Origin of the sequence: Tautonia plasticadhaerens (assembly GCF_007752535.1) — a bacterium.
Taxonomy (GTDB): domain Bacteria; phylum Planctomycetota; class Planctomycetia; order Isosphaerales; family Isosphaeraceae; genus Tautonia; species Tautonia plasticadhaerens.
In genome coordinates this window covers 5,004,174-5,026,682 of record NZ_CP036426.1, presented here as the reverse complement: position 1 = coordinate 5,026,682, position 22,509 = coordinate 5,004,174, and the positions used below count along the sequence as shown (strand labels likewise).

19 protein-coding genes are annotated in these 22,509 nt (G+C 68.0%); 9 read left to right on the top strand and 10 right to left on the bottom strand.

Annotated features, from left to right (window positions below; all coding sequences use genetic code 11):
• Positions 1-488: 488 nt before the first annotated feature.
• The 4 genes from ElP_RS20070 to ElP_RS20055 all read right to left on the bottom strand — a co-directional run bounded on the left by ElP_RS20070 (position 489) and on the right by ElP_RS20055 (position 5,664).
• Complete coding sequence (locus ElP_RS20070; RefSeq protein ID WP_197446199.1) at positions 489-1,277, bottom strand: sugar phosphate isomerase/epimerase family protein; 789 nt, start codon at positions 1,275-1,277, stop codon at positions 489-491.
• A gap of 68 nt (positions 1,278-1,345) precedes the next feature.
• On the bottom strand, positions 1,346-2,272 hold the full coding sequence (locus ElP_RS20065; RefSeq protein ID WP_145272295.1) for an amidohydrolase family protein: 927 nt from the start codon (positions 2,270-2,272) through the stop codon (positions 1,346-1,348).
• 572 nt (positions 2,273-2,844) lie between these two features.
• Positions 2,845-4,089, bottom strand: a complete 1,245-nt coding sequence (locus ElP_RS20060; protein ID WP_145272293.1) for a YncE family protein — start codon at positions 4,087-4,089, stop codon at positions 2,845-2,847.
• 528 nt (positions 4,090-4,617) lie between these two features.
• On the bottom strand, positions 4,618-5,664 hold the full coding sequence (locus ElP_RS20055) for a tyrosine-type recombinase/integrase (protein ID WP_145272291.1): 1,047 nt from the start codon (positions 5,662-5,664) through the stop codon (positions 4,618-4,620).
• Between the two features lie 267 nt (positions 5,665-5,931).
• On the opposite strand from ElP_RS20055, the gene ElP_RS20050 reads away from it, so the two are divergent.
• Positions 5,932-6,819 carry a hypothetical protein gene (locus ElP_RS20050; protein WP_145272289.1) on the top strand — a complete coding sequence of 296 codons (888 nt, stop codon included), beginning with the start codon at positions 5,932-5,934 and terminating at the stop codon, positions 6,817-6,819.
• Between the two features lie 470 nt (positions 6,820-7,289).
• Here the strand turns inward: ElP_RS20050 and ElP_RS20045 are convergent, their stop codons facing one another.
• The 3 genes from ElP_RS20045 to ElP_RS20040 all read right to left on the bottom strand — a co-directional run bounded on the left by ElP_RS20045 (position 7,290) and on the right by ElP_RS20040 (position 9,778).
• Positions 7,290-8,435: a hypothetical protein gene (locus ElP_RS20045; protein WP_197446198.1), complete on the bottom strand. Its 1,146-nt coding sequence runs from the start codon at positions 8,433-8,435 to the stop codon at positions 7,290-7,292.
• A 60-nt stretch (positions 8,436-8,495) separates the two neighbouring features.
• Entirely contained in the window at positions 8,496-8,672 is a 177-nt protein-coding gene (locus ElP_RS38380; RefSeq protein ID WP_197446197.1) for a hypothetical protein, read from the bottom strand.
• Between the two features lie 299 nt (positions 8,673-8,971).
• Positions 8,972-9,778, bottom strand: a complete 807-nt coding sequence (locus ElP_RS20040; protein ID WP_145269653.1) for an IS5 family transposase — start codon at positions 9,776-9,778, stop codon at positions 8,972-8,974.
• A 241-nt stretch (positions 9,779-10,019) separates the two neighbouring features.
• Between ElP_RS20040 and ElP_RS20035 the strand changes: the two genes are divergently transcribed.
• The 5 genes from ElP_RS20035 (at position 10,020) to ElP_RS39820 (ending at position 15,260) form a co-directional block, all read left to right on the top strand.
• Positions 10,020-11,690, top strand: coding sequence for a LamG domain-containing protein (locus tag ElP_RS20035; protein WP_145272288.1), 1,671 nt, complete (start codon positions 10,020-10,022; stop codon positions 11,688-11,690).
• A gap of 50 nt (positions 11,691-11,740) precedes the next feature.
• Complete coding sequence (locus tag ElP_RS20030; protein ID WP_145272286.1) at positions 11,741-12,484, top strand: SGNH/GDSL hydrolase family protein; 744 nt, start codon at positions 11,741-11,743, stop codon at positions 12,482-12,484.
• A gap of 63 nt (positions 12,485-12,547) precedes the next feature.
• Positions 12,548-13,680 (top strand): IS630 family transposase gene (locus ElP_RS20025; protein ID WP_390834708.1). Its coding sequence is split into 2 segments (ribosomal slippage): positions 12,548-13,007 and positions 13,007-13,680, totalling 1,134 coding nucleotides; the frame shifts between segments, so codons are not numbered across the junction.
• A gap of 120 nt (positions 13,681-13,800) precedes the next feature.
• Entirely contained in the window at positions 13,801-14,706 is a 906-nt protein-coding gene (locus tag ElP_RS39825) for a hypothetical protein (RefSeq protein WP_231749193.1), read from the top strand.
• Complete coding sequence (locus tag ElP_RS39820; protein ID WP_231749192.1) at positions 14,685-15,260, top strand: hypothetical protein; 576 nt, start codon at positions 14,685-14,687, stop codon at positions 15,258-15,260. The genes ElP_RS39825 and ElP_RS39820 overlap by 22 nt, the downstream gene beginning before the upstream one ends.
• A 227-nt stretch (positions 15,261-15,487) precedes the next feature.
• Here the strand turns inward: ElP_RS39820 and ElP_RS20015 are convergent, their stop codons facing one another.
• Together ElP_RS20015 and ElP_RS40720 are read right to left on the bottom strand one after the other, a co-directional pair.
• Positions 15,488-16,321 carry an IS5 family transposase gene (locus tag ElP_RS20015; RefSeq protein WP_145272284.1) on the bottom strand — a complete coding sequence of 278 codons (834 nt, stop codon included), beginning with the start codon at positions 16,319-16,321 and terminating at the stop codon, positions 15,488-15,490.
• A 70-nt stretch (positions 16,322-16,391) separates the two neighbouring features.
• Positions 16,392-16,526 (bottom strand): hypothetical protein, encoded by a 135-nt coding sequence (locus tag ElP_RS40720; RefSeq protein WP_261344464.1) that lies wholly within the window; start codon positions 16,524-16,526, stop codon positions 16,392-16,394.
• Between ElP_RS40720 and dinB the strand changes: the two genes are divergently transcribed.
• The 3 genes from dinB (at position 16,488) to ElP_RS20000 (ending at position 20,501) form a co-directional block, all read left to right on the top strand.
• Positions 16,488-17,531: a DNA polymerase IV gene (gene dinB / locus ElP_RS20010; protein WP_231749846.1), complete on the top strand. Its 1,044-nt coding sequence runs from the start codon at positions 16,488-16,490 to the stop codon at positions 17,529-17,531. The genes ElP_RS40720 and dinB overlap by 39 nt on opposite strands.
• Positions 17,532-17,657: 126 nt before the next feature.
• Positions 17,658-19,040 (top strand): IS701 family transposase, encoded by a 1,383-nt coding sequence (locus tag ElP_RS20005; protein ID WP_145272280.1) that lies wholly within the window; start codon positions 17,658-17,660, stop codon positions 19,038-19,040.
• A gap of 328 nt (positions 19,041-19,368) precedes the next feature.
• Positions 19,369-20,501, top strand: a protein-coding gene (locus ElP_RS20000) for an IS630 family transposase (RefSeq protein ID WP_145268065.1) whose coding sequence is annotated in 2 segments (ribosomal slippage) — positions 19,369-19,807 and positions 19,807-20,501 — 1,134 coding nt in all. Because the reading frame shifts where the segments join, the coding sequence is not laid out codon by codon here.
• Positions 20,502-20,696: 195 nt separating this feature from the next.
• Here ElP_RS20000 and ElP_RS19995 read toward each other — a convergent pair.
• Positions 20,697-22,376, bottom strand: coding sequence for a recombinase family protein (locus ElP_RS19995; RefSeq protein ID WP_197446196.1), 1,680 nt, complete (start codon positions 22,374-22,376; stop codon positions 20,697-20,699).
• Positions 22,377-22,509 lie beyond the last annotated feature (133 nt).

Below are 22,509 nucleotides of genomic sequence, written 5' to 3'. Positions count from 1 at the left end.
GCTCTGCCAGGCTGGACGCCCCTCGGATGTTCATCGAACCCCGGATCAACTCGCCCGTCAAGGATCGTGTGGCGGACCGCGTGACGAGCCGGTCCCTCCATCCTCCTGATGCCGAGATCCTCGGGACGATTGAGGCTCCAGTCCTCGACCGGCGTGCGGCGGATCGTCGGGGCGGTTCAATTCACCCCCAAGTGGTGACCGGCTGCGAGGACACGGTCCAGTTCGCCCCGACGCACCACGTCGACATCACGGGCGCGGACCCGAGGAGGCGACGGGCGTGCTTCGCCCACGCCAGCCAGTCCCCCGAACGATGCTACGCACTGCAGGAGCACGTGCCCCGGATGCACGGTATCGAGCGGGGCTGCCGGCTCTCGGGAGGACTCATCCGCCATATCCAGGGGCCCGACTTCCCGCTGCCTGGTCCACAGCAGGCCCCGTCGTCCATCCGACTCGATGCGGCTCGCCCGCAAGCTGCCGGCGGCGTCCGGTCAAGACGGCCTGGGATCGGCCTGACCCGAGGCGTCCCGCAGGGATTCGAGATACAATCGCCCCTGGCGTGCGGCTTCCAGCGGGTCGGTGGCACACTCGTCGAGCTCGATGACCCAGTCGACCGGATGCGCCAGCAACCGGTGGATGCGCGGGATCTCGATCGTCCCCTGCCCGAGCGCCGTCATCGGCTCGCCGTGGACGGCCGGCCCGTTTTTCCAGTGGAGCGAACCGAGCCGCGGCATCAGTTCCTGGAGCGCGTCCGCGGGGTCGACGCCGGCGGTCCGGGCCCAGTAGACGTCGAGCTGACAGAAGATGTCGGGGTGCAATCGCTCGTTGAATATCCGGATGGGCCACGTCCCTTCGACCGGATCGAACTCCCACCAGTGGTTGTGGATTCCGAATCGCAGGCCCCGGTCACGGGCGATTGCACCCGCCCCTTCGTAGGCCTCGGCCAGCTCCCGCACCCCGGCGAGGGAATCGAAGCGTGGGTCGCGCGGCCAGCCGTGCCAGATGATCTTGGTGCAGCGGTACACGCGGACGACCTCCTCCCACTGGCCGATGTTCGCGGCCGTGGGCAAATCGCCGTGGATCGACGCGACGGCCAGTCCGTGGCGATCGAGGCACTCGGCGAGGTCCTTCGGCGTTACCCCGGGTGACAGCGGGGCGACCTCGACGGCCGAGAAGCCGGCCGCCTTCACGCGGCCCAACGCCTCGTCCACGCCCGAAGCCATCGCGTCCCTGATCGTCCAGAGTTGCAGCGCGACTGCTCGTTCTGCGCTCGCGTCCAACGCACGTCCCATCGATAATCCGTTGATAATCGACCTCGTATCCGGCGCGGCCGACGGCCTCGGCGCGGTCAGGTTGGGAACGTCCAGATGTCCAGGGCGTTCCTCCCCAGCAGCCGCTCGCGGTCCTCAGGGGTGTAGAAGTCGAGCACCTCGTCAACGAACTCGAGTTCCTTCTCCATGGGCAGCTCCCACCGCGGGCGGGGGTAGCCCGTCCCCCAGATCAGCCGACGGCCGCCGAACTCCTCGTAGACCGCCCGGAATAACGGGATCGTGTCGCGGTACGGGTACCGCTTGGTCAGCGACAGCTCGTAGGGCTCCGACGCGCTGATCCAGACCTGCGGGTACTTCTCCAGGGCGAACATCTTGCGGAACTCGGGCCAGGGGTCGCGAAGGCGGAGGTCGGGCTTGCCCAGGTGGTCGACCACGATCTTCACGCCGGGGAAGCGCGCGGCCATGTCGGCGAGCATCGGCATCTGGTGCGGCAGGATGTAGAAGTTGAAGACGGCGCCGAGCCGCTCGGCCTCACGCCACAGCGGATAGTGGGCCTCGGAGTTCAGCCAGGTGGAGTCGGGGTGGTAGATCGGGCTGAACCGCATGCCCTGGAAGCCGTGCTCGACGACCCAGTGCCGGAGGCGATCGGCGACGCGGGGATCCTCCGGGTCGATCAGGCCGTGGGCGACGAAGCGAGTCGGGTGGCGGCGGAGGCAGTCGGCGATGTAGGAGTTGTCCCAGCTGTAGTAGCGCGGGTTGACGAGCACGGCGAAGTCCAGGCCGTAGTCGCGCATCTGCGCGACCTGGTTCTCGATCGGCGCGGCGACCTCCGGCCGCAGGTCGGGCCGCTCGGGGTGGCCGAACGGGAACTTCGGGTCGAGGTCCCAGACCTCGAGGTGGGTGTCGATCAGGAGTCGGTCCGGCTCCGACCTCGGGCCCGCCGCGGCCATCAGCAGCCCGGCTCCCGCCCCGGCCAGGAACGCGCGTCGGCTTGCAACGAGCATGAATCACCTCGTATCTCGTTCTCGATGGCCTTCGTTGGAAGTCCTCGCTCCCCCATCATATCCGCCCCTCTCCCAACGGCCACGCTTCGTCTCCGTGGCGATCGTTACCGGGGAGCTTCTTCGCGGCCCTCTGATGAGCGGGGCTGCGCCGGCCTCCTGCGCCCTGGATCGCCGGGGGATCTGGTATCTGGTCGAGACTGGCATCCGGGGCCATCGGTGCCCGACGAGCTGGGCATGGTGGCCTGCTCCATGATCTGCGAGCCCGCGAGCCACTCCTACTACAACAGGTCCGGGCCGGACCGGATGCCAGTACTGATCTATCGGATGGATTTGAAGGGGGGTGACGAACATTTCGTCGGTCAGCATAGCAGGATAGCCATACGTCCGTGGCACCGGTAGGACTGATGCAAAATGAAATGCGGCCGGCGCAGGTCAGGACCCACTACACACTGCAGAGCCTTTTCATAGCATTGTTCCATGGTGTGTATTTGAGGGCAAGAGGCGCACGATCACCGACGATATCCAGAATTGATCTTAGGATTTTCCGAGGGATTCGCCTCTCCCCTTGGCTGCTACGGGCGGCGTTCCGCCTCGGGGATGTGGATCACCGTCAGGGCGCAGCTGTCCCACGCCCTCCCGCCCCGGCTGACGTTCCACGTCACGTAGAGCCTCTCCCCATCGGCCGAGAGCGCCGAACCGTAGCTGCCCTTCAGCCTCAGGCCGTATCGCTCCTGGTAGAACGGGTCCAGGAACGCGAGCACCCTCTTCCGACCCGTCTCGACGTCGAATTGCACCACCGGGCTGCCGTCCCGTTCGCTGCCGCCGTGCGCGCCGGGGATGTAGTAGACATACCTCCCGGTCGGGTCGGCATCGAGCGAGGCGACATACGATTGCGTCCCCACCGCCACCGTCCCGATCCTCGCCGTCGCCTCCGTCTCCGTGTCGAACGACCAGAGGTCCGCATCGGCGGCCCCTTGCCCCGACGAGGCGGTATAGACGCGGCCCCCCGGCGTCTCCCCCGTGGCCGCCCGCACCCCGATCCGGCCGCCGACCTCCACCGGCGGCCCTCCCGACTCGGGATCGAATCGCATCAGCGGGCCCTCGTCCGTGTTCGGCACCCAGTAGACCCGGCCGGTCGACGCGGCGAAGATCATCGCCCGTGAGGGGCCGTCGGGGCCGGCATAGAGTAGGCGATCGCGGGCCACGTCGTAGGCGAAGAAGCGGATGCCCTGGCGATCGACGTCCGGGCCGGCCGCCGTCCCGCCGTAGAAGATCATCCGGGCCGGGTCGAGGACGCCGCAGGGGATGCTGTGCCCCGGGACCGGCCCGTGGGCGACCACCTCCGCCCGCCCGCCCTCCGGATCGCACCGGATGATCCAGTCGCCCCGGTAGCGGTACCGATCGATGGCCGACCGCGGGGAGCCGCGGTGGGTCGAGAAGTAGAGCCGGCCGTCGCGTCCCAGGTCCAGGCGGCTGTGGATCTTGCCCGGCGTGTAGTGGCCCTCCGGCAGGTCGAAGACCCGGGCGACGTCCACCAGCATGCGGAATCGCTTCGCCCTGGGGTCATACTCGAAGACTCGCGCCGTCCCGGTCCCGTGCGAGCCGTCCCCCTTCATGCCGATGGTCAGATGGTCGCCGATCGAGGAGTAGTACTTCCCCCGCGTCGCCAGGCCATCGCCCCAGCCCGACCACGGCTGCCCCGGGTAATCCTGCCCGGGATAGTACAGGAGGTCGACGGTGGGGGGCGTCTCGGCGACTTCGACCTCGCTCCTGAGCGAGGCGGGCGGGCGGAGGAAGGCCTCGGAGGTGTCCGTCACCACGTCTTTCCCCCCGGGGAGGCGGGGAGGGAACGACAACGCGCCGTCGGCGGAGACGGGCCCGCCCCCTTCGGTTGACCGACCCTCGCCAGGCGCATAGAGATGACGCGCTTCGAGGGACGTGAGGCCGCCCAGAGTCGAGAGGAGGGCGAGGAACCAACCACCAACGAACGCCGATCCGGCCCGGCTCGTCGATCCCTGCATCGCTGTCACTCCCGTCCCGGCGACCATCCCCTCTCGATTCATCCGATCTTGGGCCATGATACCCCGGAACCCCCCGACGGCATCGGTGAAGCGGGCACGAGACTCGAAGAGTGCCTCGATGTCCCGAGCCGAGAGCTACGGGCGACGAGGAAGAGCAAGAGAGAAGAGGAGGGGCGTGCTCCGATATTATCATCCATCTATTTGGATTTGCGGCGGCCTGCACCTTTGGGGGCAGACTACGCAGAACTCGAATTGACATGCCTTGGGTGAGGTTCGCTAGACGGACAATCACTGGCGCAGCCTGCTTCGGTGTGGTCGGCCGCGTCAGGCGGCGTCGGCGAACCGCCGCCGGCAGCACGTGCACTCGCTGTCCTTCCCCCTCAGGATGGTCGAGAACGCACTCGGCTGCGGCAGCGTCATGATCGCCCGGAACGCCAGCGGGGCCCGGTGCGCGTAGTGGCGATAGGTGATCCCGCCGACCGAGTGGCCGAGGATCTCCACCGACGACTCCGGCACGTGCTCGTCGTGGTACGTCGCGCACGTCTTCCTCAGGTCCTTCAGCTCCCAGGGCTCCTCCCGGCCGGTCTCGACGTCCAGCCTCGGCTTGATGCCGGCATGCTCGCACAGGGCCTGGAAGCGGGCGTTGGGCCGGGCCCCGCCGCCGAGGAACACGGGCGCTTCGGGCTGCGAGTCGTCCGGCATCAGGCCGCGCAGGTGCGCGTGCACCACTCGGTTCATCGGCCGGTAGAACGCCTTGCCGGTCTTCACCCGGCGGTAGAAGAGCCAGCCCCAGGGCGACTGCTCCTTCGCCTCTCGGTCCGGCGATCGCCGGTCCCAGATGACGTGCCGCCTGAGGATCGGCTCGTGGGCCGGCGTGGACCGCCAGACGGTCCCGGTGTCCACGCCGTAGTTGAAGAACACGACCAGGGCGGCACGCCAGTACCGGCCGACCGGGTACGCGGCGTCCCAGCCCCGCGGCCGCCCCATCTTGTAGGTGGCGAAGTAGAGGGCGTTGATCTCGGCCTTGGTCAGGTAGTGGCGGCCGGCCACGTCGCGCTGGTCCCTGGGGCCGGGGAACCGCGGGGGCGCCTCGATCAGCTCCTGCTCCCAGGCCCAGGAGAGGATGGCGCGGAGGTGCTCGCGGGCCTTGTTGGCCGTGCGGCCGGGGTTGGTCCCCCGATCCCTGACGGCCTGCTCGTGGACCCGGTCGAGGAACTCGCGGATGTCCCTGCGCTGGAGCTGCTCGATCGGCGTGCCGGCGCCCCACTCCTCCCACTTCCGGAGGGTCGTGAGGTACTCGTTGCGGGTCCCTCGCGAGAGGGCCTTGGCGCGGAGGTAGCCCTCGGCCGCCGTCCTGAGGGTCGTCAGCATCTCATCGGCTCCGTCGCCGCCCCGGGCCCCACCGGCTCGCGGGGCCCGTCCCCGCGCCTGCTCATCGAATCCAAAAATGAGAAATCGACCGGGGCCGGACCAGTGCGCTCAAGAAATCCGGCGTGGGAGAGTTGCGAACCGAGCGGCTTTGCCGAAGGCCGCGGATCGCACGCCGACCCGACGTGCCGGTCACGGGCTATCGATGTCGGCCGCGAGGGGTCCCATAATGGAAACGGCGACGATCCCCCTCCCGGAGGCATGCCGACCGTGACGAGTGAGGAAACCAGAGAGGCCCCGGTCTTCGCATGCTGCTCGGTCGGGATCGGACGCTGGTTCTGGGCCGCGTGGGAGAGCGAGGCCGAGGCCCGAGCCCTCTCGCCCGCCCTGGCCACCGGCTATGAGGCGTCCGCCGACCGGGCCGAGCTCAAGGCCGCCGAGCGGCTCGGCCCCGGGTTGAAGCGACTGCCCGCCAGGTGGGCCTCCGGCTACAAGCGTCGCGGCGGCATCGCGGCCCACGTGCCGGGCACGAAGCGAGGAGTCGTGGGCCGCGTCGACACCAGGCCCAGGGCTCGCTTCGGCCGCCCTGGTGGTCGGCTGAAGCGGCACGAGGGGTCGCCCCGTCTCGCCTTCCTCTATTGCGCGACCGAGCGAGAGCCGCCCGACGCGATCGGGCATGTCGCGGTGACCCGGCATCGGATCGCCAGGCATACCGCCCGGAAGATCCACGTCGAGTGCGATCCCTTCGACGAGGACGAATGGGCTCGTCGGGCGGGACGAGCCGGGGGATCGCCGGAGGAGGCCCCGAAGGTGCGTACGCTGGCCGTCGATCGGGCCACGCTGCGGGCGGAGGGGAGGTTCCGCTGCGGCCCCGCGCATCGCGGCATGACCTTCTATGCCAGCGAGGAGGACGGCATCCGCGACGTGGAGGCGGCCCTGACGGCGAAGCACGCCTGGTGCGACTTGCTCGGCGTCCGGTTCCCCTGCTCGATCGACTCCATCAAGGCCGCGTACCGCCGACGGGCCCGGGCCTCGCACCCGGACGCGGGCGGCGACCCCGCGGAGTTCCGCACGGTCGAGCAGGCCTATCGGGCGGCGCTGGCCTATTTCGCGACGGCCGGCGATGGGATTGCCCGAAAGGTCGGGGGGTCAGGGTGACCCTGACGATGCCTGGCGCCGGACGTCGTCGCCTCGCGGCGTGTTCTCGGACTGCGAATTCGGCCGAGCCGGGCGAAAGGCCGCTCGGTCTTATGCCCGGTGTTTCGGACCGATGGCGCAACGAGGCCGCCTCGTTCCGTATGTTGCCCCGGCAACGTCCAGGCTGTCTCGGACGGTTATCGGCGGCGTTGCGGGTTGCGATCCGGGCCGGTTCCGCCGGTTCCGAAGGCCGACTCTCCCCCGGTCGGGGGAGGGGCGTTGGTGCAGGCCATGCGGATGGCGGAGTACGCGGAAGTAAAGAACGAGGTCCCGGCATCCGACCGACCAGGGACCAGACACGTGGGCATCGGTCTGACAGGAGACGATCGGCGTGACTTCCCCGGAGCGGCAATGATCGGGACGGCCGCGGGAGGCCCTGGCTCAATTTGGCAGGGGCTCGGCGGTGGCGGACGATCGTGGGAACATCGGGGTCATGGCTTCGCTCCCTCCTGCGGCCCCCGCTCGACGCGAGTCGCCCCGCGGACTTGTTCCACGAGCCGGTCCACCGTCGCGGCGATCCGGTCCTCGACGTCGCCCGCCCAGCGGAACGCCGGCCGGCCATACTCGTAGAGGTACGAGCCGCCCTCGTATCCCCCTTCCTCCCAGACCCGCCGGGAGGGGATGTACGCGATCATGTCGTCCACATACCCGCAGACCCAAGTCTGCGGCCCGTATTCCCGCTTGAAGCGGAGGGCGTAATCGACGACCGCCTCGGCGCCCAGGCCGAGGACGAGCGTGTCGTCCCCGAGCCTCCAGGCGTGGACCGGATACGGATTCGACGGCGCGAAGGCTTCCCCGGCCTCCAGGCGCCGGAGCATGCGGGCGGACCACCGGGCGAGGATCGGGTTGGCGTCGTCCACCCGATCCTCGAGCACCTCGCGGGTGACGACCTTCAGGTACGGCAACTCGACGAGGGCGAAGGCGGTCCGCACCTCCGGCCGGATCGGCCGCAAGGGGCCGTCCATCGCCCCCTCGACCGCCGAGGCGAGACGGTGGCCGTACAGGCGGCAGAGCTCGACAGTGCGGCGAGGCAGCGGGTTCTGGTCGCCCCCGCAGGTGTTCACGAACATCGCCAACGCCCCGGGGTGGGCCTGCTCCAGCTCGAGCTGGGAGAAGCCGAGGTAATCGTTGCACCAGGTCGTGAAGCTGAGCGTCGTCGGGTGGCAGGCGTAGCCGAAGAGCACGGCCGCCAGGCCGCCGTCGGGCCGCGTGGCTGTGAGCACCGGCACGTCGTGGTCCACCGGCCCGGCCAGCGGCTCGCCTCGCTCGATGAGCTGGGGGACCTCCGCCTCCCGGTTGTTGCGGCGGTTCACGGCGATCGTCGCCCGCCCCGTGCCGACTCGGATGGTTGCCGGTGCGAGGGCCGCGAGCGAATCGCCGACGAGGCAGTCCAGCTTCTCCACCACGAGGTCGGAGTACTCGTCGACCAGCGCGGCCTGTTCGGGCTCGACCGGGTAATAGTCGACAAAGTCGTCCCCCAGTCGGGGCCCGCAGTGATTATGCGAGAACGTCAGCATGACCTGGCGTCGCTCCAGGCCGAGCTCGGCCCGGAGCCGCTCGAAGACCCGGTCGCTCACACTCCTGGGGATGCCCTGGAAGTCGCTCGTGACGAGTACCGCGCGTCGGCCTGTCGCGTCCTACATAGCGATGGCCTTCGCCCAGAGGTCGTGGATCGTGCCGTCGGGCGGACGCTTCGTGCCGTAGCCGGCGAGCCAGACTCCCGTCTCCGGGGTGATCACGACCCGGGCCACGCCGACACACCAGGTCGCCTCCGCCTCATCGGCCCGGGCCGATCCCAGCCCGATCGCGAGCATTGCGACGAGGAGCCACGGCCATGCGGCCGAGGCGGAGCACCCATTCGGTCGCGGGGTCGGTCGTCTCAGGGGAATCTCGCCCGGCATGGATCGACACTCCGTTTCCGGATGGGGAACAACATTGGTCAATCTACCAGGCCTTTTGCTCGAGAAGAAGGGCCCCTCGATTACCCGCCCTCGGCCGGGAGCCATGGGATCGACGCAGCGGATGACGGCTTCCCGACGTGCTGACCAGAAGGGGTGCGAAGGCCCTCGGTGCCCCGCCATCCCTCTTAGAAGCCCTGACAAAACCGGGTGAATCACATCACATCCTGGTGGAGGATACGGAAGCAGATGACACAGGCCGCCAGGGTCGTCCAGGCGTCCTGGATCACCCCCAGCCGGTCGTACCGCACCCGCATCCGCCGCAGGCCCTTGATCCAGCCGATCGTCCGCTCCACCACCCAGCGGACCTTGCCCAGCCCGCTGCCGTGCGGTGTCCGACGCTTGGCGATGTGCGGCTCGATGCCCATCCAACGCAGTAACGCCCTCGTCCCCTCGCTGTCGTAGCCCCGGTCGGCATACAGGTCATCCGGCAACTGCTTCGGCCTGCCCGGTTTGCCGGCGACGCTCGGGAAGTCGAGCACCAGCGGGATGATCTGGCGGTGGTCGCTCTCGTTGGCCCCGGCGGTGCGGATCGCCAGCGGCACTCCGGTGCGACTGACCATCACCGTGTGCTTCGTGCCCTTCCTGCTGCGGTCGACGGGGCTCGGGCCGGTCGCCTCGCCGCCGCCGGAGGCCCGCACCGTCACGCCGTCGACGACCACCGTGTCGGTCTCCAGCTTGCCAGCCTTGCGGAGCAGCCTCAGCAGGTCGGCATGGAGGCGGTCCCAGATGCCGGCCTCCTCCCAGGCCCGCAGCCGGCGATGGGCGGTGCGACCTGAGCAGCCGAGTTCCTGCGGGACATCCTCCCAGCGATTGCCGGTGGCCAGGACGAACCAGATGACACGCAGGGCGACCCGGTGCCCGATCGGCGGACGCCCGCCGTAGGGGCCGATGGCCGGTTCCGGCGGCAGGTGGTGGGCAACCAGATCGAAGAACTCGTCCGGCATGTGGGCGCTCGCCATGGTGGTGTCTCCTTCGGTTCGGAGGAAAACAGCACCAGGGCGCAAACTCCATGCCACACGGTTTTGTCAGGGCTTCTTATCCTCCCGCGCCCGGCCGCTCGATTCCCTTGCCGGATACGGTTATCCTCTCCACGGTGCAGGACGGGTTCCGGGGCCGCCTCGTGTCATGTGGTTCTGAGACCCGTCACTCGTTAGAATGTCAGGAACGGATCAAACCTCACCAGGAATCCGGGGACATTCCATGCGGTGGACCCTCTTGCTGGCCGCGGCCCTCGCCACCCTGCCCGCTCGCTCGGAGGACCGCGGCCTGGTCGGCCACTGGACATTCTCCGGCGGCGTGAACGACACCTCGGGCCATGGTCACCACGGCCGGGCCGTCGCCGTCGACCTCTCCGTATCCGGCCCCGACGGTGCCGCCCGCGGTGCGGCGGGATTCGACGGGAAATCGTCGTATGTCGAGGTCCCCCCGAGCCCCGGGCTCGATCTCGGCCGGGGCGACTTCACGCTCGCCGCCTGGGTCTACACCGAGGAGTCGCTCGACGACGTCCTCGGCGACCTGGTGAGCCAGTACGACCCCGTCGCCCGCCGCGGCCTGAATTGGTGCATCAAAAGCGGTGCGGGGGCGACGAACAGCCAGTCCAACGAGCGCAACGTCCATTTCGGGATCGACGCCGGCACCGAGCCGGCCTGGACCGACTGCGGCCGGCCGGGCAACGCCGTCTTCGTGATGGCGATGGCGGTCCACGACGGCCACCTGTTCGTCGGTACCTGCGAGGCCGGGCCGGACGGGGTCGGGCACGTCTATCGGTTCGACGGCGGCTCGCGCTGGGTCGACTGCGGCAGCCCCGACCGCTGCAACGCCGTCACGTCGCTGGCGACCTTCGACGGCCGGCTCTACGCCGGCACGGGCCGATACCGGCTGGCCGGCTCGTCCCTGCCCGAGTCGCCGAACGAGAACCTCGGCGGCAAGGTCGCCCGATACGACGGCGACGGCTCCTGGACCGACTGCGGCCGCTTGCCCGACGTCGAGGCCTTGGGCGGCCTTGCCGTCTTCCGAGGCGAGCTCTACGCCTCGTCGCTCTACCGCCCCGCCGGCTTCTTCCGCCACCTCGGGGGCGACGCCTGGCAGCGATGCCCCCTGCCCGCCGACGGCCGCCGCGTCGTCCCGATGGGCGTCTTCAACGGGCATCTCTATGCGGGTTCGTATGACTCCTGCTCCGTCTGCCGGTTCGACGGCGAGGCCTGGCAGGCCTTCCCCGACCTGGAGGACTCCGGCCAGACCTATTCGTTCGAGATTTCCCAGGGCGCGTTGCACGTCGGCACCTGGCCGAACGGCCGGGTCTTCCGACTCGATGACGGCGATCGCTGGGTCACGGCCGGCCGGCTCGGCGAGGAGAAGGAAGTCATGGGGATGGCACTCCACAACGGCAAGCTCTACGCCGGCACGCTCCCCCTGGCGGAGGTCTACCGTCTCGACGAAGGCAGCCGCTGGACCCCGACCGGCCGGCTCGATCGGACCCCCGACGTGCGTTACCGCCGCGCGTGGTCGATGGCCGTCTTCGACGGCCGCCTCTTTTGCGGCACGCTCCCCTCCGGACGTGTCCATGCCCTGGAGGCCGGGCAGAGCGTGACCCTCGACCGCCCGCTCTCGCCGGGATGGCGTCACCTGGCGGCCGTCCGCGAGGGAGGGCGGCTCTCGCTCCACGTCGACGGGGATGAGGTTGCGTCGTCCTCCTCCGCCCCGGCGTCGCCGCCCCTTGACCTGACCAACCAGGCCCCGCTCCGGATCGGTTTCGGGGCGTACGACCATTTCCGCGGCCGCCTCAGCGACCTCCGCCTGTACTCCCGAGCGATCTCACCGGAGGAGATCGCCGAGCTCGCGATGCGCGACCGCACGGCGTCGAATCCGTGACCGATCTGGGATCACAATGACTTCCGATCGTTATCGATCAGTGGTGAACGATGGCGGATCTCTCGGGCACTGGACCCCGGCTCTGTGGCCTGCTCATCACCCTCGGGTTGATCGGCTCCGGACCCTCCGCGACGGCCGATGATCCCGCCCCTCGGGCCGCTCGCGTGGTGGCCCTCGGCGACTCGATCACCAGGGGCGTCCGCCCCGGCGTCCGCCCGGAGGACACGTTCGCCGCCCTGGCTGAGCGCGCCCTTGAGGCCGACGGCATCGCCGCCGAGGTCGTCAACCTCGGCATCGGCGGCGAGCGCACCGACCAGGCCCTCGAGCGGCTCGACGCCGTCGTCGAGCTCCGCCCTCGGGTCGTCACCGTCATGTACGGCACGAACGACAGCTACGTCGATCCCGGCTCGAACTCGAGCCGGATCTCGCGGGAGGACTACGCGGCAAACCTCCGCGCGATCGTCGCCGCCCTTCGCAGACGCGGCATCACGCCGATCCTGATGACCGAGCCCCGCTGGGCCGACAATGCTCCGGTCAACGGCCTCGGCGAATCCCCCAACGCCCGTCTCACTCCCTTCATGGACGCCTGCCGCGAGGTCGCGGCCGAATGTGGCGTCCCGCTGGTGGACCATTTCTCCCGCTGGACCGCGGCCCGTGCCGACGGCCAGGACCTGGCCGAATGGACGACCGACGGCTGCCACCCCAACCCCCTCGGCCATCGCGAGCTCGCCGAGACCCTGCATCCCGCAATCCGAAACGCGCTAGTGGGCCGTCAATCTTCATTTGACCGGTAGCGTAGGGTCCTGCCTTGATGAGGTTTGGCGAAGGCACGAACCTCATGAACCAGGAGCATCGCGATGGACAAGTACCGGGTCACCCTGACCGAGGAGGAGCGGGCTGAGTTGCAGCACCTGGTCTCCACCGGCAAGGCTGCCGCCCGCAAGCTGGCCCATGCCCGTATCCTCCTCCTGGCCGATACCAGAGCCGGCCAAGAGCACTCGGATGAGCGGATCGCCGACGCACTTGGGGTCAGCCTACGAACCATCGCCCGGGTCCGTCAGCGGTTCGTCATCGACGGCGTTCAGGCGGCCATCAGTCGGGGTCCCCAGCCGCCACGACCGGACAAGATCAAGATCAAGGGGGACATCGAGCAGCGGTTGGTCCGACTGGCGTGCAGCGATCCGCCGCAGGGCCGATGCCACTGGACGCCGCAACTGCTGGCCGACGAACTGGTCGTCCTGGGCCTGGCCGAGTCGATCAGCACCGAGACCGTCCGCCAGGCTCTCAAAAGAACGACATCAAGCCCTGAATCGTCGAGACCCGGTGCATCCCGCCCGAGGCCGACGCCGAGTACGTCTGGCGGATGGAGGACGTGATCCAGGTCCACCTGCGGCCCTACGACCCGAGGTTCCCGGTCGCCTGCTTCGACGAGGCGTGCAAGCAACTCTTCGGCGAGGTGCGGCCACCCAGGCGGTGCCGCTCGGGCCGACCGGCTCAGGTGGACTACGAGTACGAGCGGGAGGGCGTCTGCCACCAGTTGATGATGTGCGAGCCGCTGCGGGGCTGGCGTCATGTCAAGGTGACCGGACGCCGGACCCGGCGGGACTACGCCGGCTGCATCCGGGACCTGGTGGAGGTGCACTACCCCCGAGCGGAGAAGGTCCTGCTGGTGCAGGACAACTTGAATACGCACGACGGGGCGAGCCCCTACGAGGCGTTCTCGCCGGAGGTGGCACGTCGGCTCCTGGACCGGATCGAGTTCCACTACACACCCAAGCACGGCAGTTGGCTGAACATGGCCGAGACGGAGATCAGCGTCATGAACCAGCAATGCCTGGATCGCCGGCTGGAGGGTCCGGCCAAGCTGGCGGCGGAGGTGGCGGCCTGGGAACACCGGCGGAATGTGAGGAGAGCCCGAATCCACTGGACCTTCACACTGGCCGCCGCTCGCCGGAAGCTGCGGAAGCTTTACCCGTCAATTGAAGATTGACGGCCCACTAGCCTCGCCCTGAGGTCCGTCTGAGACTCAGCCGAACATGACTGAGGCGGAGGCCCCCAGCTCTCCAGGCGAACCTCCCTCCCCGGCAACTGTACCAGGAGCAACCCGGCCATGCCGCTCGCCAGACCGCCGAGGCTGTCGTCGATCTTCGGCCTCCTCGCCGTCCTCTCGACGCTCGCACCGAACGCCTCATGCCCGGCCGCCGACCTGCATATCGGCGGGGCCACCGTGAGCATCACCCCCGACCGTCCCGCCGCCCTCGCCGGCCAGATGCAGACCCGCATTTCCCAGCGTGTCGAGAGCCCGGTCACGGCCACCGCTCTCGCCCTGGAATCACGAGAGGGCGACCGGGCCCTCGATCATGCCATCCTCGTCTCATGCGACCTCGTCGCGATCGAGGCCGCGGTCCTCGAACGGGTCCGGCAACTCGTCGGTGAACGCCTACCCGACGTCGATCCCTGCAAGCTGGTGCTCAGCGCCACCCACACCCACACCGCGCCCGTCACGGCGGAGGGGGACTATGCGATCCCCGAGGCGGGCGTCATGCCGCCGTCCGAGTACGCCGAGTTCCTGTCGGTTCGGGTCGCCGACGCCGTCATCCGGGCCTGGGAAGAACGCACGCCGGGGCGGGTCGGCTGGGGGCTCGGGCACGCCGTCCTGGGCCAGAATCGCCGGTCGGTGTACGCCGACGGCCGGGCCCAGATGTACGGCCCGACCGATCGCCCCGACTTCCGAGGTATCGAGGGCCCCGAGGACCACGGCGTCGAGGTCCTCTTCTTCTGGGACTCAGACGGTGACCTCCTCGCCACGGCGATCAACGTCGCCTGTCCGCCCAGGAGGTCGTGGGACGCTCGTCCATCAACGCCGACTTCTGGCACGACGTCCGCGAGACGCTCTGCTCACGCCACGGGGAGGATCTGCTCGTGCTGGGTTGGACCGGCGCGGCCGGAGACCAGTCCCCCCACCTCATGTATCGCGAGCGCGCCGAGGAACGCATGCGGGCCCTCCGCGGCCTGACCCGCCTGGAGGAACTCTCGATGCGCCTCGTCGCCGCCTGGGACGAGGCGTACGAGGGGGCCCGCCGGGAGCAGCATTCCGATCCGGTCCTCACCCACACCGTCGCGACGATCGAGCTGCCCGCCCGGGAGGTCACCGAGGCCGAGGCCGCCGAGGCCCGCGCGAAGGTCGAGTCGCTGTCGGAGGATCCTCGCAACCGCCGGCTGGTCGTCTGGCACGGCGACGTCGTGTCGAGGTTCGAGCGCCAGCAGTCCGGGGACGTCGGGCCGTATCCGATGGAGCTGCACGCGATCCGGCTGGGGGACGTCGCGATCGCGACGAACGACTTCGAGCTGTTCACCGAGTTCGGCATCCGGATCAAGGCCCGGAGCCGGGCGCTTCAGACCTTCCTCATCCAGCTCGCCGGCCCCGGCTCGTACGTCCCGACGGCCCAGGCCACCCGAGGCGGGGGCTACAGCGCCATCGTGGAGAGCGCCCTCGTCGGCCCGGAAGGGGGCCAGGTGCTCGTCGATCGGACCGTGGAATCCCTCAACGCCCTCTGGCCGGAGCCGTGATCCCCGCGGGGGGCATGCCCGGGTGATGGTGCCTTGGGCCGCCTCAACGACCGTTGCAGACCCGATTAGCAGTTCAACCCCCCGCGGGCGCCAAGGCGATTCCGCGGCGCCTCGGGACTTTTGTGCGCGAGTGGTCATTTGTGCGGTAGAATTTCGAGAGGCCACTACCGCCGAAAGTGAGCCTTCCGGTGGCAGCCCGATCGAGAGACTAACTGGCTGTCCGGTAATTATTCCTGCACTTTCCGGTACTTGAACGGTGCCTGCCGGCTGGACCAATCCGGCTTCAAGAGCCTGAGCATCCGATGGATCGAACTGATGCGGATCATCGACTCGCTCGACTCGGGATACCACTCGTAGTCCCAGCTGTGCCGCCGGTAGCGCCCCAGCCAGGCGAAGGTCCGCTCCACCACCCAACGCCTCGGCAACTTCACGAACCCCTTCGAGCCGGGCGGCCGGCTCACCACCTCGATCCGGTAGCCGACTTCCTCCTCCGCCAGCCACGACTCCAGGCGGTGGTTGTGGTACTTCGAGTCGGCCCACACCAACTCCAGCCGGCTGCGGTGCTCGGCGGTCAACTCGCCCAGCACCTCGGGGGCATACGTCCCGTCGTCGGCCGAGGCCGCCGAGACGACGACCACCAGCAGCAACCCCAGCGTATCCACGATGATATGCCGCTTCACCCCCGAGAGCTTCTTGCCGCCGTCGTAGCCCCGCTCGCCGCCGACCTCCGTGCCCTTGACCGTCTGGCTGTCGATGCTCCCGGCACTCGGGCTCGGCTCACGGCCGGCCTCGGCCCAGACCCGCTGCCGCAGGGTGTCCATGATCCGCTGCCACGTCCCGTCGTCCCGCCAGCGGGCGAAGTGGTCGTAGACGGTGCTCTTGGGCGGCAGGTCGTGCGGCAGCATGTCCCACTGGCAGCCCGAGCGGTTGAGGTAGAGGACGGCGTCGAGCACCTCCCGCATGTCGACCTCCCGGGGCCGACCGACCTCGTAGGCGGGGATCAGCGGCTCGATGAGGGCCCACTGCTCGTCGGTGAGGTCGGAGGGGTAGGGCTTCCGCAGCGGGGCATGCTCCGTCGTCGGCGTGTGGTGCGGACCTCCTGATCGAGCAAGAGTTTACGAGGTGGCCCGATTACCGGATAGCCAGTAAGACCGGATCGAGGTCATTGAGTCCGAGGACGCGAGCGTGGTCGGGCCGGATCAGCCGCGAAAGGTCATTCACGTCGATATGGACGCCTTCTATGCGTCCGTCGAGCAGCGTGATCATCCCGAGCTCCGCGGTCAGCCCATCGCGGTCGGCGGCTCGCGAGAGCGGGGAGTCGTGGCGGCCGCGAGTTATGAGGCCCGACGTTTCGGCGTCCGGTCCGCCATGCCGTCGGTCACGGCGAGGCGGAAGTGCCCCGGGCTGATCTTCGTGAAGCCGCGGTTCGACGTCTACCGCTCCGTGTCGCACCAGATCCGCTCGATCTTCGCCGAGTACACGCCGCTCATCGAGCCCCTCTCGCTCGACGAGGCCTATCTCGACGTCACCGAGAACCTGAAATCCATGGCCTCGGCCACCGAGATCGCCGAGAAGATCCGGGCCAGGATCCGCGTCGAGACGGGGCTGACCGCGTCGGCCGGGGTCTCCTACAACAAGTTCCTGGCGAAGATGGCATCGGACGAGGACAAGCCCGACGGCCTGTTCGTCATCACGCCGGGGATGGGGCCTGCCTATGTCGAAGCCCTGCCGGTGGGGAAGTTCCACGGGATCGGCCCCGCGACGCAGTCGAAGATGGAGGGGCTCGGGATCTACACCGGCAGCGACCTGAAGGCCCGATCGTTGTCGTACCTCCAGGAACATTTCGGCAAGGTAGGCCCCTACTACTACTGGCTGGCTCGGGGCATCGACGAGCGTCCCGTCTCTGCCGATCGCGTCCGCAAGTCCATCGGCGCGGAGGCGACGTTCGGAGCCGACATCTTCACGCCCGAGGAGGCCCGCGCGGTCCTCGAGCCGCTAATCAACAAGGTCTGGTCCTACTGCGAGAGTTCGACGATCCGGGGCCGGACGGCGACGCTCAAGGTCAAATTCTCCGACTTCCGGCAGATCACCCGCAGTCGGACCATCGATGATCCGGTTGCATCGCGGGCCATACTCGAGGGACTCGTCTTCGCGCTCACCGAGCCGCTATTCCCGACCAGTCAGGGGATCCGGTTGCTTGGCGTAACCGTGTCTTCACTCGAATTCGACTCGGCGCCCCGTTCTGGTCGGCAACTCTTGCTGCCCTTCTAGACAGTAGTTTCCCCGAAAACCTGCACTCCTACCGGCCTCCTGTTGCATCTTGAGCGGGGCATCTCCCGATCGGACCTTGATGGGTTGATCACCACCTCATCCGGTCCCGCACCAGGAGATGCCCCGATGACCGACGCTACGCTGCTCTGGTCGATCTGGCAAGCACTGCTCGCCCGCTTCGCCTGGGCCTTCAACCGGCCCGGACACCGCCGCTTCGTCGAGTGGGTCACCGGCCTGGCCCTCAACGTCGAGGAGCATACCGTCACGCAGTCGGTCCTGGCCCTCGACCGGCCGGCCGACTGGCGGGCGATGGAACGCTTCGCCGAGTACGGGGCCTGGGATGCCGGGGCCGTCACCCGCAGCCTGACCCGGCTCGTCGAGCAGGCCCCCGGCCGCACCTGGCACGGCTATCACGCCCCGGCGGTCGATGACACCAAGGTCCACCGCTCGGGCAAGCACGTCTGGGGAACCTGCACGTTCCACGAGTACACCGCCCGCTGCCCCAACCGGGCCGCCACCGTCCGGGCCCATAACTGGGTCGTGCTCGGGGCCTTGCTCGATGAGCCCGGTCGGCCCGCCTGGTTCCTGCCGGTCTCGGGACGGCTCTACTTCCGCAAGTCGCAACTGCCGGCCCGGTCGGGGTTCGTCGGGCCGAAGGTGGGCTTCCGCACGAAGTGCGAACTGGCCGTGGAACTGATCCGGGAGCAGGCCCGGATCACCGGCGGGCGGCACCTGGCCGTCTTCGACGGCGGCTACGCCCTGAAGAGCGTGATCCGGCCGCTGGTCACGCCCGAGGGCGACTCGCCCCGCATCGAGTTCCTGACCCGGCTGCGGCACGACGCCCGGCTGCACGCCCCGCCGCCGACCGGACGCCGCGAGGGGCAGCGGGGGCCGATGCCGAAGTGGGGCAAGAAGCTGGAGCCGCCCCGCCGGGGCGGCCGGTGGTCCGGGCCGTGGCACGAGGGGCACGCCCTGGTCTACGGCCGGCGGCGGCGGGTCCGCTGGAAGGAGGTCGTCGGCCGGTGGCGGGTGGCCGGCCATGGGGTGCCCATCAAGGCGGTCGTCGCCTGCGTCGAGGGGTACAAGAAGCGGTTCGCCCTGGTCACCTCGGCCGTGGAGTTGACCGGGCTTCAGATGGTCGAGTTGTTCGCCGCCCGCTTCCGGCAGGAGGACGGATTTCGAGACCTAAAGCAGCGGTTGGGATGGGAGCAGTGCCGGGCCTGGACGAGGAAGCCGATCGAGCGGACGAGCCAGGCCCAGTGGGTGACGATGAGCCTGCTGCGGCTGGCCCAGTTCCGGCTGGAGGCGGCCGGCGAGGTGGGCTGGTGGTTCCGGCCGCCGTGGAACCGCAAGAAGGACCGGCCGAGCGTGCTCGATGTCGAACGACTGCTGCGACGGCACGGCCCGGAAATCCGGCGGCTCCTGTCGGAATGGCTGGGAGAAGGGCGGGAGGACGGTTCGAGGCGGTCGTGCGGCGGGGTCGGCGGGGTCGGCGGGGTCGGCGGGTAGCGATCCGACGCCGACGGGCGTTCGAGGCGGGAAATCCGGGGCCGACCGAGCCACCTCACGGTGCGGGTAGCGGGGAGACGCTACGCACCGCCGGAGATGGGGTGGAGTGATTCGGGGAAACTACTGATTAATGGTCTCCGGTGTGTGGCGAAGAGGCTGACGATGTGAGCAAGATCACCCCTTTGGTTCCCATTTTTTGCCGGGCTCGTGCCCGGCGAGAGGATAATACGGATTGAGGGCTCGGTTGGCTAGTGGTCGGCCACTGACGACTTGAGGGATGGGCTGCAATCGGTTCTCCTGGAGCCCTAACCGCTTCAGGAGCATCGACATGAAGAAGTACATCGTGACGCTCACCGCCGACGAACGCCAGGCCCTCCTCGATCTCATCTCCGCCGGCAAGGCCTCCGCTCTGAAACTGGCCCATGCCCGCATCCTCCTCAAGGCTGATGCCGCCGAGGGCGGGCCCGCCTGGCCCGACGACCGCATCGCCGAGGCCGTCGAGGTCTCTGTCGCCACCATCGAGCGGGTCCGCCAGCGGTTCGTCGAGCAGGGCCTGGAGGCCGCCCTGGTCCGCAAGACGCAGGCCCGTCCCAGCCGCCAGCGGGCCCTCGACGGCCGGGCCGAGGCGAAGTTGATCGCCCTGGCCTGCTCGGAGCCCCCCGACGGCCGCAAGGCCTGGACGATGCGATTGCTGGCCGACAAGCTCGTCGAGTTGGAGATCGTCCCCTCGATCTCCGACGAGACGGTGCGCCGCTCTTTGAAAAAAGCGAACTGAGGCCGCATCTGAAGCAGCAGTGGTGCATCCCGCCGGAGGCGAACGCCGAGTTCGTGGCGGCGATGGAGGACGTGCTGGAGGTCTACCACCGGCCCTACGACGAGACGCGACCGCTGGTCTGCCTCGACGAGGCGAGCAAGCAACTGATCGGCGAGACGGTCGTGCCGATCCCGGCAGCGCCAGGGCGGCTCGAGCGGTTCGATCACGAATACGTCCGCAACGGGACGGCCAACCTGTTCATGGTGACGATGCCGCTGCTGGGGTGGCGTGCGGTCCACGTCACCGAGCGTCGGACGGCGTTGGACTTCGCCGAGGTGGTGCGTTGGCTGGTGGAGGAGGTGCACGAGGAGGCGGAGAAGGTCGTGCTGGTGATGGACAACCTGAACACGCACAAGATCGCCTCGCTGTACGAGGCGTTCCCGCCGGAGCGGGCCCGTCGGATCGCCGGGAAGTTGGAGATCCACCACACGCCGAAGCACGGGAGTTGGCTGAACATGGCGGAGATCGAGCTGTCGGTGCTGGCGAGGCAGTGCCTGGACCGGCGGATCGGGTCGAGCGAGGAACTGAAGCGGGAGGTCGCGGCGTGGGAGGAGGACCGCAACGAGCGGATGGTGGGCATTCGGTGGCAGTTCACCACGGCGGATGCCCGGATCAAACTGCACCGACTATACCCGGCAACTCAATAGCGGACGACCACTAGACGTGTTTCCTAAGATCATCGATCGGCAATATCAATGACCATTATTAACTCCTGCACCTTGCCAGTCGGAATCGTTGCCACTCGCCATCATCGCCCCAGGCGGCGGGGGCTAGGACCGTGTGATAGTCGGCGACGAAAGCATGGCGCTCGTCCGCACACAATTAGGCAGCCGACGGTCCTCTCACCGCTTTAGAGCCGACTGTTTCTCACGCCGGAAGTCCGCCAAGAACCCGGCGGCGTTGTCTGGGGGCAGCACCCAGCCCTTGCCCGTCTTGTGGCTTTCCTCGCCAAGAACAGCAATCTCCTCGTTGTAGAGGACGTATTCAAATAATTGACCAATGTGATTGATGAGGATGCACTGCCGTTCTCCGTCGGACGTATAGAAGTGGATCAGGCAGGTCCTGCCGTAATCCTGGTCGTTGATGTTGAGCCATATCTCGTCGATCAGTTGCCGAAGGCGGTTCCTTATCTGTCGGCGGATGTCGCCCACCTGGCCTTCCTTCGCAGTGTCCAGGAGGCGCAATAGGGATTGCGTCTCATCGAGGTGTTCCGCCCTGGGGGTGTTCAGCCTTGCCCGCTGTTCATCGAGATCTCTCTGCGCCTGCCGACGCTCGTCTTCGAGCTTCCGAATTGCCCTCCGCAGCGGCTCCAGGTCGCCCTCCGTCTCCAGCTTGCTTTCGAGCCGAGCAACCTGCGCCCGGATGGTCTCATGCCTCCCGGCAAGCCTCTGCAACTCGTCCGACGAGCCATCGGTCGGAGGGAACAGGTCGTCGACCCGGACTCTCCGGAAGAACGTCAGGATCGCCCGTTCGATCAGGGCATAGTCGAAGGACCGGTACGGCATCGCCCCCTCGCAGGCCCGGAGGGCTCCCGAGGAGACGAGTCGGTGTTTGCGGCCCTTCGATCCCTTCTGGACGAGGGTCGCCGGGAAGCCGTCCTGCGTGTACACATAACCCGTGAAAAGGTTAACTATCTTCGATCCTGTTCTTCCTCGGCTGGTCTTCCTCTTCTCCAGCAGCCCCTGGATCTCGTAGAAGGTCGCCTCGTCGACGAGCGCCGGGTAGTAATCCGGGATCGGATCGCCGGCCGGTATCCGCTTTCCCCCCTGAATCACATGGGGTTGATATTCGCCAATTAGCGCACGACTGTGGGTGATTTTCTGGATGTATGACCTGGTCCAGTGCTGGGATCTCCCTATGGTCGGCACGCCTTCGGCATTCCACCTCTTGCAGATCGCCGTCGTCCCGTGACCCTTCAGCAGGAGTCGTACTAGCTCCCTGACCCTGTCGCCGTGTTCGTTGATGCGGAGCTTGCCGTCCTCCGGCGAGATCCAGGCGGGGAGCCTGCCGCTCAGGACCTCGCCGGACTTGATCCGATCCCTCTTCTCCTTCCAGGATCGCTTCAGCCGGTCGCTCCTCAGGGCGCTCTCCTCATTCGCCCGGCTCATGGCGAGGATCGGCTCCAGGAGCGAAGCGATGTCCTCCACGCTCTGCCGTGTATGGTGTCGATCTGGAATGAGCGTATAGAGAGTAACTCCAGAGTTAAGGATTTCACGAAACATCTCAAGTGTGCCGTTGATCTTGTCCCGTGAAAGGCCATCGAGGTGCTCGACGATCAGGACGCTCCCGGCGGGCACTGTCCCCGCCCTGATCTCGCCCAAGAAGGAGCCCAGTGCCCCCTGCGTTGAGTCCCCCGACCGGGACGCTGGGACACCGAGGTCGCTGATCGTGAGCGTGTCGTCCAGCATCCAGCCGTTCTTCTCGCAGATCTCGATCGTCCGCTCGGACAGTCGTCTGAACTTGTCGCCCGGCATCTGCTCCGGGCGAGCGTACCGGATGTAGCTATAGGCAATGACAGGCATCGGGCGTGGCTCCGTTACCATGGCTGTAACAGCAGTCTAACCAGGGTGATCTAGGAAACAAAGGCAATGTGTTCGGGCCACCGGCAAGTCGATGTAGGTTATCAACATCGCTTTTAATACTACTCCGTTAGCC